Raw genomic sequence first — 16035 nt, 5'->3', positions numbered from 1 at the left:
CTTATTGTAAATGCTTGAGCAACTGCGCTAAACTTTGCGACACCACGGTTTCAAAATCTTGAGTGGCGTCGATGGTGACAAAACGTTGTGGATTGGCGTCAGCTAAACGTAAGTATGCCGCCCGCACCCGTTGGTGAAAATCGAGCTTTTCTTGATCGAGGCGATCATATTGGGTGGTTTTGCGATGGGCTTTGATCCGCGCTAAGCCGATATCAGAAGGCACATCTAAGTAAATCGTCAAACTTGGCTCCAAGCCTGCAGTGGCAAATTGATTCATTGCCAACACCGCTGATTCACCGATACCGCGACCGGCGCCTTGATAGGCAACAGACGAATCGACGAAGCGATCGCACACCACCACTTGATCTTCCGCTAACGCCGGTAAGATCTTCTCCACCAAATGTTGCCGGCGGCTAGCAGCGTACAACAATGCTTCAGTGCGCGCATCCATTTCCGTGTTTTCTGGGTCTAAGATCAAGTCGCGGATCTTTTCAGAAATTTTAGCGCCACCAGGTTCTCGGGTCAACACCACTGAGCGGTTCAACGCTTGTTCTAATTGCGGTAACACCGCTTGTAAGACACTGGTTTTCCCAGCGCCATCTGGTCCTTCGAAAGTGATGAATCTCCCTGCCACAACAAATCGCTCCTGTCTGATACCTTTAGTTTAATGGAATGTGGTGAAAACCGCAAAAAGCGCCCGGTCGCCCGTACGCCTTTTACAAGTTCGCTTGATGTAATTGTTCGGCAGCCATTTCCGACACTAATTCGCCGGACACTTGCCGCACCCGCGCTTCGCGATACAAAAAGTCGAATAACCCGGCTTGTAAGTTGTATTGCGATTTGGATACGGCATCGACTTCCCGAAAGGTCGCCAACAATTTCCGTTCATGCGTCATTTGATCCCGCACGCGATAAACTGTCGTCATTAATTCCCGATCAGCTTCAGTTTTCAACTGTGGTTTCTTTTTGAAAAACATCGTTATCCTCCAAAGCTTACTTTATGATGCTACCGGCTAGCGCCGTTACAAGATCTTGCAGTTTGGACTCCGGCTGGCTCGTCTAGGCATAGTGAGGGTCCTCGGGAAAGCTAGCCGAGGTGTGTCGCTACGCTCCCCACTCGCCGGATCTTTCCCTGCGGCTTTGCGTAAGCGATAAATCGCTAACGCAAATCTCACTATGCCTAGACGGCCAGCCTCCGTCCAAACTGCAAAATCTTTCCACTAGGCTAGCACATGCCGTAACGACGACGAAATGGTAGCGAGTTGATATCTCATTTGAGAAACAAAATGACTCATAGTCTCGACCGACGCAGAAAATCTGGGTACGGAGAGGGGCTGGTATCGCGGAGGTGAAAGCGACAATTATCGTGACAGTGAAATCAAGTGAGACGCCGGTCTGTGGCGGCTCACGCAGATTTCACCGGCAAAAAATGAAACAAAGTGATTTTCTTTGGTTCATTTTTTAGGCGGAAGAACATCGGCGGTTTGTGCCGATTTCTGCAGCCGGCCGCACGATAACTTGTCGCTTTCACCGGAGTGATACCAGACCCTCGTAGCCCCTTAGATCTCAGTACGTCCTTCAACGGCTTTTAACAGCGTCATTTCGTCTGCGTATTCAATGTCTGAACCCACTGCCAAACCATGAGCGAGGCGCGTGACTTTGATCTGCGCAGGCTTGATCAACCGCGCGAGGTATTGGGCCGTCGCTTCACCTTCTGGCGTTGCGTTAGTGGCAACAATCACTTCTTGCACCGCAGTATTATTTTGCAGGCGCTTGATCAATGACTCGATGTTCAAGTCTTCTGGTCCGCGACCTTCGATGGGACTAAGGACACCGTGAAGCACATGGTAAAGGCCATGATATTCATTGGTGCGATCAAAGGACATCACATCTTTTGGTTGTTCGACCACGAGGATCGATTTTTGATCGCGCGTCGGGTCGCTGCAGATCTCACAAGGGTCTTGTTCGGTGATATTGCCGCAAATCGTGCAGTAATGTAATTTGGTTGAGGCGTCGATCAAACTGTCAGCGAAAGCTTTGACGTCTGACCTGGCCATATCGATGGTGTAAAACGCTAAGCGGGTCGCAGTTTTGCTCCCAATACCTGGCAGTTTCATGTAACTATCGATCAGTTTTTCAATAGGTGCCGGATATTGCATAGTTACCTCACTACATGCCTAAGCCGCGAGAATATTTACCCATTTTGGCTTGCGTTTCTTTATCGATGTCAGCCATTGCGGAATTAACGGCTTCAATGATCAGATCTTGCAACATGTCTGGATCGTCTGGATCGATGGCTTCTGGTTTGATTTGAATATCTTTGAGCTTCTTGTCACCAGAGAAAGTCACGGTCACCATGTCAGAAGCAGAAGTTGCGGAGAATTCGCTTTGGTTCAGCGCTTCTTGATCCGCCATCATTTGCTTTTGCATCTTTTGCATCTGCTTCATCATACCTTGCATATTGCCCATGCCACCACGCATCATATTAAAAATCCTCCTATTAATCGTCTGTAATTGTAATATTGTTTTCATCACCGAACATATCAGTGATGGTTTTTACGACTGGCGGAGTCGTAGGTTTCGCCGGCTGTTTTGCTTTAGTCGGCGCGCCGTTAGTTTGTAAATATTCTTTCCGCAAGTTCGGCCATGCGGCAGATTGCACTAACACGATGTCATATTGCTTTTGGGTCAAGCGTTGCAATCCGTCTTTAAGCTCTGCCATCAGCGCTTCGTCTTGTTCTGCCCGCTCCACTAAAATGTCATAGTCGAAGCTGACGATCACACCTTCTGGACTTGCGGCCACAGGCTCTGAGATCTTCATCATCGCCCGCTTAGAAATCGACAACATGTTCAACAGATCTGGCCACACATCTTTTAAAGCTTCGAGGTCTTTGCGCGTCGCCTTGCCTAAAATCGGATAAATTTTTGCGATATTAGGTTTATAGCCGCCAGATTGATGCCGTTTAACCGGCTTGGCAACCGGTTTTGCGGCAACGTCAGTTTGTTGCAATGTCGATACTGTTTGTTGCAGTTGTTGGATCTGTTGTTGCAACGCTTCAACTTCTGCCGTCGGTGCTGCTGGTTGTGCTTGTGGCGCTGCCGCCGCAGGTGTTCCTTCAGCTAAACGCACCGTCGCCACTTCCAAATAAATCGTCGGATGATTGGTCAACCGCAGCTGTCCTGAGGTTTCATTCAACACTGCGATCATGTGCGCCAGTCGATCAGCGTCAAAGGCTTGACTCAACGGTTTAAAATGCGAGTCGATCAATTCAGTTTCGGTATCTGCAAGCAAGGTCGGCGCTTGTTGATACACCATTAAGTCACGGAGATATGAAATCAGATCTTCGATCAACCGGCCAGCATCTTTACCTGCAGCTAACAAACTTTCTACTGTCGTCAAGGCTTTGGCGACATCTCGATCATGCACGGCTTGTAAATACTCGCCGAGTTGAGCAGTGGCCACACCGCCAGTCACATCTAAGGCATTTTCCACAGTGACGTGATTTTGTCCAAAAGATAAGACTTGATCAAGGATCGACAACGCATCGCGCATCCCACCTTCTGCCGCCCGCGCGATCACCGCTAAAGCATGATCATCATAAGTGATCTGCTTGTCGTTAAGTACCGTTTCCAAGCGTCCCACAATGTCTTCAGTGGTGATCCGGCGAAAGTCAAATCGTTGCGTCCGAGAAATGATGGTTGCAGGGATCTTTTGCGGTTCGGTGGTGGCCAAGATAAACACCACATGGGCCGGCGGTTCTTCCAAGGTTTTCAACAAGGCGTTGAACGCCCCAGTCGATAACATATGCACTTCGTCGATGATATAAACTTTGACGCGGGCCATGGTCGGCGCATACTTGGCTTTATCGCGAATATCGCGGATCTCGTCAACACCGTTGTTAGAAGCGGCATCGATTTCGATCACGTCAGTCATGGAACCGTTGGTGATCGCTTGGCAGATCTCACAAGTGTTGTCAGGTTCGCCATCTTGCAAATGCAAACAATTCAGCGCTTTGGCTAAAATTTTAGCGACAGAAGTTTTCCCGGTACCACGCGGCCCACAAAATAAGTAGGCGTGGCTGGTTTGTTGGGTGATCAACGCGTTTTTCAGCGTTTGGGTCACGGCATTTTGGCCGATCACATCGCTAAAGGTCTGCGGGCGCCATACCCGGTACAATGCTTGATAGCTCACTGGCAACCATCCTTTCTGAGTTAATTCTACCATTGAAAATGAAAAAGGCCACCTGGTAAGGTGACCTTGTTAATAGGCTTAAAAACTTAAGGCACATGGTTAACGATCCTTAGTGCTGCTTCCTTCCGGACCTGACACGATTCGAAAAGCTGCCATTGCCTCAAGGCCTTTCGGCAAGAAATATTATACCGCATCCTTGAAGATTTGACCAGCCTATTGTGAGGAGTCATACTAACAACAACTCAGAAAGAAGGCCACCGATTTTGTCGATCGAAACGATGCTTTTACAACACCAAACATTGAGGACTGCACGGTTAAGTTTACGCCCGGTTGCATTACGCGACGCTGACATGTTTTTGCGCGTCGGCAGTGACGTCGAAAATAATCGTTTCACGATTCGCTATGCTGATCTTGACGCCGTACTTGTTGGCTTGGCGACTTATTGGATCGGGGAACCATTAGGGAAATTCACTATCGATTTAAATGGTGAAGCGATCGGGGCGATGGACTTGCACTGGACGGAAACTGCTGCGGAAATCGGATATTTCCTAGATAAACGCTTCTGGCATCAGGGTTATGCCACTGAAGCTGCGCAAGCATTGATGGATTTTTGCTTCGACACGTTAAAGTTACTGCGCGTCGAAGGCCGTTTTGATTCACGTAATCCGGCCTCTGGCAAGGTGTTAGCGCGTATCGGGATGCACGAAGAAGGCCGACTAGTCAATGAGCGCCTGGCAGACGGTGTGCCAGTGACCACTGTGGTGATGGCCAAGACTTGTTAACCTTGTTGTTGCTTCTTGGCAAGCTTAGCGGCTTTGCGTTTTTTGCGGATCGCTTGGAAAAAAGTTTTCAATAATTGCGCCGCTTGGTCTTCGTCAATGCCTGACACGACCTTCACTTGATGATTGAAGCGGGTATCTTCAAGCAAATTTCCTAATGATCCAGCGACGCCAGCTTTCGGATCTTTGGCGCCGTAATAACAAGTTCGAATGCGACTGTTGATCATCGCCCCGGCACACATCGGACAAGGCTCTAAAGTCACGTACAAGTCGCAATCTTCTAACCGCCAAGAACCAAGGGTCATGCACGCTTCTTGAATCGCAAGGATCTCCGCATGCAACGTGCTATCTTGGCTGTGTTCCCGTAAATTATGGCCGCGACCGATGATTTTGCCATCGTGAACGATGACGGCACCGATCGGGACTTCACCGATGGTCATCGCATCATGGGCTTCTAGTAACGCCTCTTGCATGTAATCTGTCATGTGGTCCTCCCCGCATCGATAGTCAAAACGTGTTAAGATGATTGTAAGCGATTCACAAGGAGCAAGTTTATGGCCTCACTACAATCAGTACTTGAACAATATTTTACAGTGTATCACACCCCACCGTTTCCCGCCGACGCCTTTGAGTTGATCGTCGACGGAATGCCGCTAGCAGTGGCTGGGGATTTAAGTCCGCGAGAATTAGCACTACTGAAAACCCTCGCCCCACAGCCTGCTAGTCGCAACCCTTGGGCACAATTTCTGGTGGGCTCCGGGTCGATCCCGACTAATGGCGTCGTGCGCTTGGTGCAATTCAATACCCAACAACCGCCGGCGCAACCTGCATTATGGCTTGATGCACTGTTAAGTTTATTCGCCAGTGATGTCACCGGCTTTTGGTTGACGCCGACGCATGCCGTCGTCGTCGAACCCCACAGTGCAACGCCATTAGATGAAGGTGGATTATTATCGATTTTAGATACCTTGGATCCTGACTTTGATACCCAAACTCGTGGGTATCTCGGGCAATTCTGGACGGTGAATGCGTCGTTGCCGGCGATTTTTGCCGAAGAACAACGGTTAGCTGCCGATTCAGATGATCGCTGTGCTTGCTTAGCCAACTCGGCACTCGCGTATTACACCCGCACTGCGCGCCGCGATTCACCGTTATTAGGAAACTTGCGCGACATGATCGCCGACGACGCCGAAATGCGCCCTGTGATCGTCAGTTTATATGAAAATTTAGGCAACCTCACTGCCACGGCCAAAGCGTTGTACATCCACCGCAACACCTTACAGTATCGCTTAGACAAGTTCCAACAAACTACCGGCTTTTCGCTGCGGCGAATGGACGACTTGGTGTTATGTTACTTGCTGGTACAAGGGGCGTAAAGGCTGCGACCAAAAAACTTACCGTTCATTTAAAATCCCCGCAACTCGACAAAGAGTGGCGGGGATTTGTTTAGGCTTTGGTCGCTTGCAAAATATAATAGCCTTTATCTTTTTTCACAATTTGGGCATTGCCAAAAGTTTCTGCCATTAATTTCTTGGCAGAAGGTGCACCTTGCTTCTTTTGCAAAACAGCGTACAGTGAGCCGCCTTGATTTAAATGATCAAAAGCCCCAGCTAAAATCGCAGAAACTGTCGCCTTCCCAGCACGGATCGGTGGATTCGTCACAATTGTATCAAAGGTCCCGTCGATTTGATCGTACACGGAGCTTTCGATGATCTGGACATTTTGAATCCCATTGGCGTCTGCGTTGCGCTTAGCTAAGCCCATTGCCCGTTCATTGACGTCTGACATCACCACATCAAGGGCTGGTTGGGCTTTGGCGAGGCTTAAGCCAATTGGTCCCCACCCGCAGCCAACGTCAAGCAAGCGGCCTTGTGGTTGCGTCTGTGCGACCACAGCGATCAAAGCGCGGCTACCGTAGTCAACGGTGTGTTTTGAGAATACCCCGTTATCAGAAGTGAAGTGCAACTCATGTCCTGCCAGCGTGAAGTCAAAGCTGTGTTCGTCATGGGCCAGGTCTGGATCATTGGTAAAATATTGATTCATGTCGATCTCCTATTGTTGTTGTCTGGCTCTAGCGTACCTTACTCTACCGGAAAATAGAAGTGCGAAGTCGTAGCCACCCAACAAAAAAGCCGTCGCGCGACTCTCTTGCGAGAATCACCCGACGGCTTTTTCGAACGCTTTAAAGTAAAAATTACTTCAAAGTGATAACGGCGCCAACAGCTTCAAGTTGTTCCTTGATCTTGTTAGCTTCGTCTTCAGTAACGTCTTCCTTAACAGCGGAAGGAGCGTTATCAACAAGACCCTTAGCGTCCTTCAAGCCCAAGCCAGTGATGGCACGAACTTCTTTGATAACCTTAACTTTAGCTTGGCCAGCTTCAGTTAATTCAACAGTGAAGGAGTCCTTGGCTGCTTCGGCACCGGCGCCGGCAGCACCAGCAGCTGCAACAGGGGCAGCAGCGGTAACACCAAATTCTTCTTCGATTGCTTTAACGAGATCGTTGAGTTCCAAGATGGAAGCTTCTTTGATCTGGTCGATGATTGCTTGAGTATCTAAAGCCATGATTGTTTCCTCCAATTTATTGGGTTTTATGCAGCTAGGCTGCGAGTATTAAGCGGCTGGTTCTTCGTCCTTGCTTTCGGCAACGGCCTTGATGGCGTATGCGACGTTGCGGACAGGCGCTTGCAATACGGAAAGCAACATTGAAAGCATACCATCGCGGTCTGGTAACTTGGCAAGTTCCAAGATTTGGTCCAGAGTTGCGACTTTACCTTCGATGAAGCCACCCTTAATTTCAAGAGCGTCGAATTTATCAGCGTACTTGGACATGATGCGGGCAGGTGCTACGGCATCTTCGTTAGAAAATGCAATGGCAGTAGGGCCTTTGAAGATATCATCCAAGCCTTCATAGCCGGAAATATCAGCAGCACGACGCAAGTAAGTGTTCTTGAGAACTTCCATCTTGACACCGGAATCGCGTAACTCCTTACGAAGTTCGGTCACCTCATCAACAGTTAAACCACGGTAGTTCACAACAACTGCGCTAGTAGCGGCCTCAAACTGCTTGACGATCTTGTCAACAGCTGCGGCTTTTTGTGCGAGAATTGCTTCACTCATTTGATTCACCTCCTGTAGTTTGGTTGAAGTTTTTGCAATAAAAAAACTCCATGTCCACCAAGACATAGAGGTATCTAAAAGTTCTCGATACCACCTCGGCAGGATATTAAGGCTTGCGCCACCTGAGTCTTAGGCAGAGTGAATTAACACAAAAAGCATCGTACCATGCGGCCAATGCTTTCGTCAAGTGATTTTTAAATTTAATTTGGGAGATCATGATCGGTGATCTTTTATATAGAAGAAACTAGGCCAAAGAGTTGGTCATGGTCCAGTTCAAGTTCGCGGAATAGTCAGCGGCAACGTTACCAGCAGGCACATGCAGTGAAACAGAGCTTGGGGTGTAGTTGGCTTGGTAAGTCCCGATCCCAGCACCTTTGTCAGCAGAGATCAACGTGGCACCAGCAGCGCCAGCTTGAATCGTGGTGCCGGCTTGTTCAGTGGTTGGCTTAGCAGAAATGTTGGTGTCATCAGTTGGGTTCACATCAGTATGAGCAAAGGTCAATTCTGCGCCTTTGATGCTACGTGATTGGTCAGCAGTGGCAAAGTTAGATGCTTCAACGTTTAACGTCCAGCCTTCTTGAAAACCTGGGTTAGTCACTTCAACTGGTGCACTAACAGAATCTGCGGTGTAGTCAGCACCAGAAGTGGTGATCTGCTTAGTCCCAAAGTCTAAGTTAGGCATTGCTTTAATCGAAACTGCCGCATTCTCAGGCATGGAAAATTCAACTGTGGCTTGCGTCGTGGTATCGGCGTGAACCGTGTGTGGTGTGGCTAAGGCTAAAAGGCCGGCAGCGATAATACTAGTGGAAAGCGCAACAAGGCGCGTAAAAGAAAGAGACTTGATCATGATGATTCCCCCAAACCATTTAATGACAAGTGTGATATGCATTTAAATTACAAATATAGTTATAACACGATAATCCGCATAATACTATAACTTTTTTAGAAAATAATTTTCAAAACTTGAAAATCGAGGCGTTTTCTGTAAGCGCTTACTGTGATTGATTCTCGCTAACATTGCTTTAACAGCAGGATTCACCATGTTTTCGCTGTTGTTTTTAACCCCTTCAAAGTTGGTAAAAAATATTTTTTTGGCCCCTGTTTTCATCAGGCCAACGCAAAAAAGCCATCGGCTGATGGCTAATCTGTTTAAGTATTAAATTTACCGATTTAACGGTCCGTATTGCACACACGATTTGTTTGTCATCGATGATGGTTTGGGGGAAGATCATCGAAAACCTGTTTAAGAACAAAACGACCCGTCACAGCAAGCTCGAAGCTTCTGCGTACGGGTCGTCCTAAAAAATTATTTAGGTGAGCATTTAAATTCAATTGTTCTTAACTACAAGACATATGATAGCGCGGTCTTGATCCGAATGCAAGCCTTTTACAAATATTTCGTGATATTTTTTGTAAAAAGTTTTATTGCGGGGCATCGCTCAACGTCCAAGTTAATTCAGACTTGTAATCGCCTGCAACGTTACCAGCAGGTACGGCTAAAATAACTGTATCCCAGCTGTTGTTCCAAACGCCAACACCTGCATCAGTCGCAGCACTGAAGACATTCACTGCGCTACCACCTGGCTCAATGGCATTATGGGGAGCATCGGGAGAAGCGCTGGTGTTCGAGCCATCTGCTGCGGCGATATTTTTGACGTTGACCGTTAATTCTGCACCTTTAAGGTCATACTTGCCAGTTGTAAACTTGCTTGCAGCAACGGAGACACTCCAGCCAGAAGTAAAACCAGGGTTGGTGACCTGAATCGGAGCTGAACCTTTAGTCGTATACGTTGTCGCAGTGGTGCTGATAGGCTTTTGTCCGAAATCGAGGTCAGGCGCCTGATTCAACGTGATCGCACCGCCTGTAGTTAAAGTGATGCTGCCTTTGGTCGTCGCAGCAGTATCGCTAGTGACGTCTGCATGAACGGCTTGTCCGCCGACAACCGCAGTGGTGACAATAGCAAGTGCTGCAGTAATGATTTGTTTAAACATGGGTCTGACCTCCTTTCTTGAGAATAAAAAAAGGCCCGCCGAACAGCGGGTGGTGTTCCCCTGTTGACGGGTCGTCTCACAAGTTGGGCCTGTGCCTAGACAATGTGAGTGAGCAAATTTTATTCGATTTATTCCTACTCTTTGTAGTATACCGATTATTCACTCATGATGCAAGATATTCTGATCAAATATTTGATGTCATGCAATACGTGTAAAAGCTTGCGGTCATTGCGCTGAAGCGACTAGCGACCAAGTCATTGTCGCTGAATAGACCCCTGGGGCATTGCCGCCAGGCACATCTAAAACAGCCTGCAAATTACTGTTCCACCAGCCGACACCGATCGTGTTATGGATCCATTGATTATCATATCGGTTCGCATCAGTCGACAGTTTCGACCAATCAGCGTTTAACACCGTTTGTGCGGCACCACCAGGCACAAACTTCTCACCAGTGACTCCAGTAGGCGCCATACTAGTATTTCCTCGCCAGCTGGTGATATCGCCTTGACTTAAGGTCAATGTCGTTCCTTTGAGCTTTTGTTGGCCGTTAGAGAAGTTACTGAGCTTCATGGCCACTTGCCAGTTTTCTGCAAAACCAGGGTTGCTGACTTGCACTGGCACGGAGCCATTTGCTTCAATGGTTGCCCCTTCGGCTGCGAGGATGTTTTTACCAAAAGCAAAATCTGGGGCCGCATCCAACGTCAGCTCTCCGCCAGTTGTAAAACTAATTGTACTCGTTGTTGTGGTAGTTGCTGCATGCACTGGTTGAGTCGTTATTAACAATCCACCAGCTATTGCCAACCCCATGATCAATCCTTGTTTCCACATTCTCGTATTCCCCTTTAAAAGCAAAACGACCCGCCACACAGCAAGCTTAGCTTCTGTGCACGGGTCGTCTCGCAAGTTCAACGCGAGTGAGCATGTAACCTATTTAAATTACTGTGGGCCGTCAGTTAACGTCCAGGTGATGGCACTTTGATACTTTTCAGCCTCTACAGTATCTTTTGCAGTGGCCCCAGCATTAAGTTTGACATATAACCCTTGCGATTTAACGTCATCGATTGAATCACCGCTCGGCTGTGTTTTATTCCAACCATCAGTTAAATTAACATCATAATTGTCTTTGCTCGTCGTTGGCAATTGCTTACTGTCAGCAATCGCAACTTGTTCGCTACCCAATTCAGCATTGGCACCAGATGCATTCACATAATATAAGCTACCCTTGAGTTTCGTGTTGTCTGCCGTCGTAAATGCCGTTGCCGATGCTGTCACACGCCACTGACTGCCCAATGTGTTGTTCAAAGTTACATTTGGGACCTCACTGGCACCAACAATTTGTTGTGAACCAGTCAACGTGGTCTGTGGGAAGGTGGCATCAGTGGCTTTCGTGAACTTTAAGAGGCCAACATTAAATGCAATGCGTTTAGGTGTTGAGGCCCGCCCTTGGTTGTCGACTGCGTAGATTTGCACCACGTTCTTCCCAGTACTTATGTCACTCATTCCATACCCCAACCACTGATCAGACGCTGTGCCCAGTGCTTGGCCTTTCGTGGTAGGGGCATTGCTAGAATTGAATGATTGAAGGCCGCTAAGATCCGGCTTTGGAATACTTATATTGTAACGTCCTGTGTGGCCATTAATTTTATTGTTTGTGGTAGCACGAGCCGGAAGTTGAATATGAACCACATGTCCAACCCATTTTTCGCCTTGCATTTGACCCGTTTCAGCATACATCGTGATTTGGTTGTCATTCGTGACACTCGAACTATCATAATAACCAGATAAGTTGATATAGTCTGAACCTTCAGCAACATCTCCCACCTGATCGATATTGACATAATCGACATGAGCGGTTGAATCATCCGGCGTTTGATCCGTGTCTGAAAGAATTGATGGCGCGCCTGCTTGATTGGCTAATGGCGTATGTGCCGTAAATTCTTGCGTAGCGGCTGTGGCTGTGTGTAATGAGGACTCAAACGTTACTGTAGCAGCGGGCACTTTGGTTGCTGTCGTCGCATTCAGGATTGTCTTCCCAGTTAAGTTCAAGGTAACAGTCACAGTAATATGGTTGGTGATCGGATTTCGCACTAAGCCAGTACTTTCAGTTACTGGTACCCCTGCTTTAAGTTGGCTGTAAGTGTAATCGCCACTTTTTACGTTATTGGAACCATACACAGCCGTCACATGAAATAGCTTTTCATCGCTATTGAGATCTAAATCTGAAAACAGATTATTTTCTGGCATATCAACTTTTGCTGTGATTGTGTTGGCCCAGTCAATTGGGCTATCTGCATCCAACTGAACATCAAAGGTATATCCTAATTTATCACCTGCAAAGACGTGCGCAGAGCCAAGTTCAGGAGATCCAACTTCAGTAAAGTCACGAATTGTGGCGGTAGTGGTAGTCTTTACGCCTGGTTTTAATTCAAAACCAGTGTCTGTCACCTTTTGATCAATCCCACCGTTATACGCAAGTGCCTGAGCGGATGGTACATCAATATGATCTTTTCCGGCAGGCAAATCAGAAGTTTTAATCTCTTTTGCCTTACCTTTGATTGTTACGGTTGCGGTAGTATTATCACTCAATAAATCGCCGACCGCAGTATCTAACGTATACGTCCCATCACCATTTGGCTTGATGTCGTCAGAACTGACATTAGATTCCTTACCGGCAGTATTTAATTTAATCGTATCCGTTTCCGGGACAAAATATTTTGGCAAAACAGTATGAATCCGAGCATTCCGCAATCCATCTGGGTTCGAGCTAGTTTGGTAATTGACTTTATATTGGTAAGTTAATGGCTCGCCACCACGAATAACATAACTACTGTTTTTGATTTCAGTACCGTTCGAATCATCAGTAATTGTTGCAGATGCGTTAGCGCTCAAAAGGTTACTGTCAGTATCGACAATGACGAGGTTCTGATCAGTCTTAGTCGCAGAAGCGAACCCATAGTAAAGCTTGGTAACACTCTTGCCAGACTTATCTATGAATTTAGATGAATCGAGTTTGAATGACTTGGTTAAACTGTCATTAATGTAGTTGGTATCATCCGTTACATCACGAAAATTACTTAAATCACGATCATTATACCAAATTGTCAGTTTATGATAGTACTCGCTATTTGGATCACTTGCATTATACTTGAGGGTTACATGGCGCCAACCACCACCAATCTTACCAGAGTTTCCCAGATTACTCTGAATATAACCGCCATCCATGTTCATGCCATTGGTCTTAGAAGTGTCGTAATAGTACTCAGTCGTTGAACCCCATCCGAGAATTGGGACTCCACCAACTTGTACGGCTTTATAGGCATAACTGGTGTATTGTGACGTATATGCACCACCAATCGTATCGGTAATATTGTTATAGTTCCCTCCGACACCCTTATCAAGCCAATCGTGATTTTGATAGGTATCAAACTCAATGGCATAGCTATTTGGCATCGCTGTATTCCACGGTTGTGCATTATCGACTGTTGGGTCACCCCAGACGCCTAACTGCATGCCGCCCTTTGAACCTGTATTGGTCGCATTTGCATCAGGAGTCAGGAAGAATGCCATCCCATCATTAAGTGTCGAGGTGCTTGACAGTGGCATGTAAATCCAAAATGAAAGGTTCTGATCTTTGTTTAAATCAAAACTAGCTTTATTAGATTGCATGTATGTAGCAATAGACTTACCATTCTGATTCGGCATTTCATAGATAATTGGTGAGTAACCAGTACCTGAGGTATTCCCAGAGCCAGTACCTGAAAAGACACCCGTGGCCATATTATTACTTAGGCCCCAAGGCGCAGCAAGAATTGCTGCATTAGAATCAGCGAATGTCGCTGCCGATACTGACTGTTTCGATTGCGCAACCATTCCACCGCCGACGGCCAGTGCCAGTGCGCCTAGCGCAAGTATTATTTTTTTGATTGGCCGCATTGTTTTCATGTGTGACGCCTCCCAAGTGCCTAGGCAACAATATCGATTACTTCGTTTCGTCTTCGTCGTCATCTTTCTTACGACGCTTGAACAATAAGAACAAGATCAACAACAGGATCAACAAGATCAAGATGCCGATACCGATCAAGATCCACAGCAAGTAGTTAGGCTTGGTCTTCTTCAATTCAACCGCAGTCTTGTTAAGCTTGTTGGCTTTAGCTGCCGTGATGGTGAAGTTCTTCTTGAAGTGCCAGTGGTAGTTGCCATTATCATCTTTGGCCCAAGCTTCGAGATCCATGGTGTACTTGCCAGCTTGTAACGGATTGTTGTTGGTGGAGACTGGGAAGGCCAACATCGAGTTTGGTGCCATTGCCATCGCAGACTTAGTGGTCGTCAACAGCGTATCACTCGAGCCGCGTTTGGAAACTTTGGCTGTGATCTTGAGCTTACGCATCAAGTTAGGCACAGTGTTTTCAACGTTGGCAGTGATGTAGTTGCGGTAGTTCATTTGCTTGGCGTTAACTGAGTGCATTGCCATATTCGGCTTGATCTTGGAATAATCTGCGTCTTCTTGCAACGCTAAGCCGATCACGTAAGCAAACTTGTTGGTCAACGACAAGCCTTTACTGGACTTTTTGCTGGTGCTTGAGTCAAGTTCTGCGACGCGCACACCACCTAAAGCAACCCCAGTAAAAGGTTGTTGCGGCACAGTCAATGCGATTGTTGCAGTTTTGGTCGTGTTAGCTGGCACGTTGACAGTGAACGCTTTAGGCGTCATGTCTTCAATGTTAGCTTGCAGGCTTGGGGCCTTTTTCACGCCACGCTTGGCGTAGTCGATCACACCGTTCGTGTTGGTGACGGCACGATTGACTGACACGCGGTAATTGTGGGCTTTAGAATCAGAGTTCACGATTGAAACGCCGAGATTCTGCTTTTGACCAGGTGTGACCTTCAAGGCAAAATAACTCACACCAGAGTCGATCTGGTTGCTAGGCAATTGCGCCGATACTGAGTAATGTAAGTTCTCAGCATGAGTCGTGTGACCAGGCACCATGAACAAAGCTGCTAACAGTGCAAATAATGGTAGTAAAAATTTCTTCTTCAAGAAGTTGTTCCCCCAGATATTCAACATGATTTGCATTAAAAAAGCGTCAACTCGCGCCTCTGAAGTCTTGCGAGTCCAGAATTGCTGACAGCTGACGCTCTCATGCACGATTCATCTACAGTTTACCAGCGTTAGATGGTAATTACTATAAGGAGTATGCGTGCTTCGCAATAGATATATTATTAAGCAGGAGTGTTTTCCAAGGTCCAGTCGATTGTTGCTGTGTATTCGTCGGCAACATTACCAGCAGGAACAGCTAAAGTAGTTGCACCTTTGTTAATAGCGGCAGTCCAGTTACCAACACCCTGAGTAGAATCAGCAGCAGTTAAAACAGGTGCAGCGGCATTGGTGATTGCAACACCCTTATTTTCCTTAGTGTTTTGATCTGCCGTACCAAATGGAGCAGTACTTTCGTTAGTTGTGTCAGCTGCAACACCATTGTCCAGTGCTAACGTAAGTACGGCACCTTTCAAAGTAGCGCCAGTCGTACCAGTGAAATCAGATGCCTTAGCAGAAACAGTCCAGCCTGAGGCAACACCTGGGTTAACTACATTAACACCAGTGGCAGTATCAGCATTATAAGTTGCTTTTGCGGTCGAGATATGCTGTTTACCAAAACTAATATCAGACGCAGAAACTAAAGTGATGTCCTTGTATGGATCGTTAGCATCAGTACCATCGTTTGCAGTTAAGTTGATAGTACCCTTAGTCTGAGCTGTCTTAGTAGCGGCAGGAGTAGTATCATCAGCAAATACATTGCTTGCGGAGAAAGCAGCGGTAGTAGCGAAAGCAGCAGCGGCAACTAAGGAAACAAGAGTGAACTTCTTCATGGTAATATCTGATGTGAACCCCCAGGTTTGGACAACAATCCAAATCTGGGGGTTTTCTTATGGTCAAGTTTGATTTAGATCTTCGT

The 16035-nt window shown here is 47.0% G+C and carries 17 protein-coding genes, 1 other RNA gene and 1 other annotated feature; of the genes, 2 read left to right on the top strand and 16 right to left on the bottom strand.

What is annotated here, in order from left to right; translation table 11 throughout:
* Position 1: 1 nt before the first annotated feature.
* From tmk to ffs, 6 genes are all read right to left on the bottom strand, one after another.
* Positions 2–634, bottom strand: coding sequence for a dTMP kinase (gene tmk / locus EKM92_RS11315; RefSeq protein ID WP_125710856.1), 633 nt, complete (start codon positions 632–634; stop codon positions 2–4).
* Positions 635–716: 82 nt separating this feature from the next.
* Positions 717–977 (bottom strand): YaaL family protein, encoded by a 261-nt coding sequence (locus tag EKM92_RS11310; RefSeq protein ID WP_125710854.1) that lies wholly within the window; start codon positions 975–977, stop codon positions 717–719.
* A gap of 582 nt (positions 978–1559) precedes the next feature.
* Positions 1560–2159, bottom strand: a complete 600-nt coding sequence (recR, locus tag EKM92_RS11305; protein WP_125710852.1) for a recombination mediator RecR — start codon at positions 2157–2159, stop codon at positions 1560–1562.
* 10 nt (positions 2160–2169) lie between these two features.
* The gene (locus tag EKM92_RS11300) at positions 2170–2469 is read right to left on the bottom strand and encodes a YbaB/EbfC family nucleoid-associated protein (RefSeq protein ID WP_420812589.1); all 300 of its coding nucleotides are present in this window, start codon (positions 2467–2469) and stop codon (positions 2170–2172) included.
* Between the two features lie 31 nt (positions 2470–2500).
* Positions 2501–4192, bottom strand: coding sequence for a DNA polymerase III subunit gamma/tau (dnaX, locus tag EKM92_RS11295; protein ID WP_125710849.1), 1692 nt, complete (start codon positions 4190–4192; stop codon positions 2501–2503).
* Positions 4193–4272: 80 nt separating this feature from the next.
* Positions 4273–4359, bottom strand: an RNA gene (gene ffs / locus EKM92_RS11290) — signal recognition particle sRNA small type.
* Between the two features lie 96 nt (positions 4360–4455).
* Here ffs and EKM92_RS11285 point away from each other — a divergent pair.
* A complete protein-coding gene (locus EKM92_RS11285; RefSeq protein ID WP_125710847.1) occupies positions 4456–4974 on the top strand; it encodes a GNAT family N-acetyltransferase in 519 nt (172 codons plus the stop codon).
* Here the strand turns inward: EKM92_RS11285 and tadA are convergent.
* Positions 4971–5456, bottom strand: coding sequence for a tRNA adenosine(34) deaminase TadA (tadA, locus tag EKM92_RS11280; protein WP_125710845.1), 486 nt, complete (start codon positions 5454–5456; stop codon positions 4971–4973). The two genes, EKM92_RS11285 and tadA, sit on opposite strands and share 4 nt — an antisense overlap.
* Positions 5457–5525: 69 nt before the next feature.
* Here tadA and EKM92_RS11275 point away from each other — a divergent pair, with 69 nt between their 5' ends.
* Positions 5526–6347 (top strand): PucR family transcriptional regulator, encoded by an 822-nt coding sequence (locus EKM92_RS11275; protein ID WP_125710843.1) that lies wholly within the window; start codon positions 5526–5528, stop codon positions 6345–6347.
* A 70-nt stretch (positions 6348–6417) separates the two neighbouring features.
* Here the strand turns inward: EKM92_RS11275 and EKM92_RS11270 are convergent, their stop codons facing one another.
* From EKM92_RS11270 to EKM92_RS11230, 9 genes are all read right to left on the bottom strand, one after another.
* Positions 6418–7014, bottom strand: a complete 597-nt coding sequence (locus EKM92_RS11270) for a class I SAM-dependent methyltransferase (RefSeq protein WP_125710841.1) — start codon at positions 7012–7014, stop codon at positions 6418–6420.
* 151 nt (positions 7015–7165) lie between these two features.
* Positions 7166–7534 carry a 50S ribosomal protein L7/L12 gene (gene rplL / locus EKM92_RS11265; protein WP_125710839.1) on the bottom strand — a complete coding sequence of 123 codons (369 nt, stop codon included), beginning with the start codon at positions 7532–7534 and terminating at the stop codon, positions 7166–7168.
* A 48-nt stretch (positions 7535–7582) separates the two neighbouring features.
* Entirely contained in the window at positions 7583–8089 is a 507-nt protein-coding gene (rplJ, locus tag EKM92_RS11260) for a 50S ribosomal protein L10 (protein ID WP_125710837.1), read from the bottom strand.
* 30 nt (positions 8090–8119) lie between these two features.
* Positions 8120–8241: a sequence feature (ribosomal protein L10 leader region), on the bottom strand.
* Between the two features lie 92 nt (positions 8242–8333).
* The gene (locus EKM92_RS11255) at positions 8334–8936 is read right to left on the bottom strand and encodes a WxL domain-containing protein (RefSeq protein ID WP_164509984.1); all 603 of its coding nucleotides are present in this window, start codon (positions 8934–8936) and stop codon (positions 8334–8336) included.
* Positions 8937–9511: 575 nt separating this feature from the next.
* Positions 9512–10081, bottom strand: coding sequence for a WxL domain-containing protein (locus EKM92_RS11250; protein ID WP_125710833.1), 570 nt, complete (start codon positions 10079–10081; stop codon positions 9512–9514).
* A 225-nt stretch (positions 10082–10306) separates the two neighbouring features.
* On the bottom strand, positions 10307–10909 hold the full coding sequence (locus tag EKM92_RS11245; RefSeq protein WP_125710831.1) for a WxL domain-containing protein: 603 nt from the start codon (positions 10907–10909) through the stop codon (positions 10307–10309).
* Between the two features lie 108 nt (positions 10910–11017).
* Positions 11018–14023, bottom strand: a complete 3006-nt coding sequence (locus tag EKM92_RS11240) for a hypothetical protein (protein WP_164509983.1) — start codon at positions 14021–14023, stop codon at positions 11018–11020.
* A 37-nt stretch (positions 14024–14060) separates the two neighbouring features.
* On the bottom strand, positions 14061–15119 hold the full coding sequence (locus EKM92_RS11235; RefSeq protein ID WP_164509982.1) for a WxLIP family cell surface protein: 1059 nt from the start codon (positions 15117–15119) through the stop codon (positions 14061–14063).
* A gap of 182 nt (positions 15120–15301) precedes the next feature.
* Positions 15302–15949 carry a WxL domain-containing protein gene (locus tag EKM92_RS11230; RefSeq protein ID WP_125710825.1) on the bottom strand — a complete coding sequence of 216 codons (648 nt, stop codon included), beginning with the start codon at positions 15947–15949 and terminating at the stop codon, positions 15302–15304.
* Positions 15950–16035: the final 86 nt, after the last annotated feature.

This window comes from Lacticaseibacillus porcinae, from assembly GCF_003946305.1.
GTDB classification, from domain to species: domain Bacteria; phylum Bacillota; class Bacilli; order Lactobacillales; family Lactobacillaceae; genus Lacticaseibacillus; species Lacticaseibacillus porcinae.
This window is presented reverse-complemented; position numbering and strand designations above follow the sequence as displayed.

What these genes read in the sequence shown, in the direction of transcription:
- EKM92_RS11310 (WP_125710854.1), bottom strand. Translation starts at nt 977, where the DNA reads ATGTTTTTCAAAAAGAAACCACAGTTGAAAACTGAAGCTGATCGGGAA.
- recR (WP_125710852.1), bottom strand. Translation starts at nt 2,159, where the DNA reads ATGCAATATCCGGCACCTATTGAAAAACTGATCGATAGTTACATGAAA.
- EKM92_RS11300 (WP_420812589.1), bottom strand. Translation starts at nt 2,469, where the DNA reads ATGGGCAATATGCAAGGTATGATGAAGCAGATGCAAAAGATGCAAAAG.
- tadA (WP_125710845.1), bottom strand. Translation starts at nt 5,456, where the DNA reads ATGACAGATTACATGCAAGAGGCGTTACTAGAAGCCCATGATGCGATG.
- EKM92_RS11275 (WP_125710843.1), top strand. Translation starts at nt 5,526, where the DNA reads ATGGCCTCACTACAATCAGTACTTGAACAATATTTTACAGTGTATCAC.
- EKM92_RS11270 (WP_125710841.1), bottom strand. Translation starts at nt 7,014, where the DNA reads ATGAATCAATATTTTACCAATGATCCAGACCTGGCCCATGACGAACAC.
- rplL (WP_125710839.1), bottom strand. Translation starts at nt 7,534, where the DNA reads ATGGCTTTAGATACTCAAGCAATCATCGACCAGATCAAAGAAGCTTCC.
- rplJ (WP_125710837.1), bottom strand. Translation starts at nt 8,089, where the DNA reads ATGAGTGAAGCAATTCTCGCACAAAAAGCCGCAGCTGTTGACAAGATC.
- EKM92_RS11255 (WP_164509984.1), bottom strand. Translation starts at nt 8,936, where the DNA reads ATGATCAAGTCTCTTTCTTTTACGCGCCTTGTTGCGCTTTCCACTAGT.
- EKM92_RS11250 (WP_125710833.1), bottom strand. Translation starts at nt 10,081, where the DNA reads ATGTTTAAACAAATCATTACTGCAGCACTTGCTATTGTCACCACTGCG.
- EKM92_RS11245 (WP_125710831.1), bottom strand. Translation starts at nt 10,909, where the DNA reads ATGTGGAAACAAGGATTGATCATGGGGTTGGCAATAGCTGGTGGATTG.
- EKM92_RS11240 (WP_164509983.1), bottom strand. Translation starts at nt 14,023, where the DNA reads ATGAAAACAATGCGGCCAATCAAAAAAATAATACTTGCGCTAGGCGCA.
- EKM92_RS11230 (WP_125710825.1), bottom strand. Translation starts at nt 15,949, where the DNA reads ATGAAGAAGTTCACTCTTGTTTCCTTAGTTGCCGCTGCTGCTTTCGCT.